Below are 1015 nucleotides of genomic sequence, written 5' to 3'. Positions count from 1 at the left end.
CGAGCCAGTAGTGCTGGCGTTGGAAGGGGTAGGGGGGGAGTTCGATGGTGTGGGGTTGGTAGGGCTGGAGGAGTGTGGGCCAGTCGATGGTGGCGCCGTGGGTCCAGGCTTCGGCGGCGGATTCGATGAAGCGTTCGAGGCTGCCGTTGTTGCGGTGGAGGGTGGCGATGACGGCGCCGGTGTCGCCGAGGGTTTCGGTGATGCCGGAGGTGAGGACGGGGTGTGCGCTGACTTCGATGAACAGGGTGTCGGGTGTGGCGAGTTGTTGGATGACGTCGGCGAGGCGGACTTTGCTGCGGAGGTTGCGGAACCAGTAGGTGCCGTCGAGTGCGCTGGTGTCGAGGATGTCGCCGGTGACGGTGGAGTGGAAGGCGATCTTGCCTGTTCGGGGGGCGACGTCTGCCAGTTGGTCGGCGAGGGTGTGCTGGATGTCGTCGACGTGTGCGGAGTGGGAGGCGTAGTCGACGGGTATGCGGCGGGCCCAGATTCCGGTGGTTTCGCAGTGGGTGAGGAGTGCGTCGAGTGCGTCGGGTCGGCCTGCGACGACGGTGGAGGAGGGGCCGTTGACGGCGGCGACGGAGAGTTGTCCGGGCCAGGTGGTGAGGAGGTGTTCGGCTTGGGTTTCGGGGATGCTGAGCCAGGCCATGCCGCCGCCTCCGGAGAGGACGCGGAGGGCTTGGGAGCGGAGGGCGACGACGCGGGCGCCGTCTTCGATGGTGAGGCCGCCGGCGACGACGGCTGCGGCGATTTCGCCCTGGGAGTGGCCGATGACGGCGGTGGGGTTGATGCCGTTGGCGCGCCAGAGGGCGGCGAGGGCGATCATCATGGCCCAGGAGGCGGGTTGGACGACGTCGACGCGGTCGAGGCCGGGGGCGTGGTCTTCGCCGCGCAGGACGGCGGTGAGGGACCAGTCCACGAAGGGTGTGAGGGCTGTCTCGCACGCGTTGATGGTCTGGGCGAAGACGGGGGAGGAGTCGAGGAGCTCGACGGCCATTCCGGCCCACTGCGAACCCTG

The 1015-nt window shown here is 68.6% G+C and carries 1 protein-coding gene; it reads right to left on the bottom strand.

Annotated features, from left to right (window positions below):
* Nucleotides 1–1015, bottom strand: a 1015-nt coding sequence (locus IF00_RS0140340) for an acyltransferase domain-containing protein (RefSeq protein ID WP_030327089.1), incomplete at both ends; no start/stop codon positions are given.

Source organism: Streptomyces flavochromogenes, from assembly GCF_000717595.1.
GTDB classification, from domain to species: domain Bacteria; phylum Actinomycetota; class Actinomycetes; order Streptomycetales; family Streptomycetaceae; genus Streptomyces; species Streptomyces flavochromogenes.
Note: the sequence above shows the minus strand (reverse complement) of the source record. Positions and strands in the feature narration are given on the sequence as shown.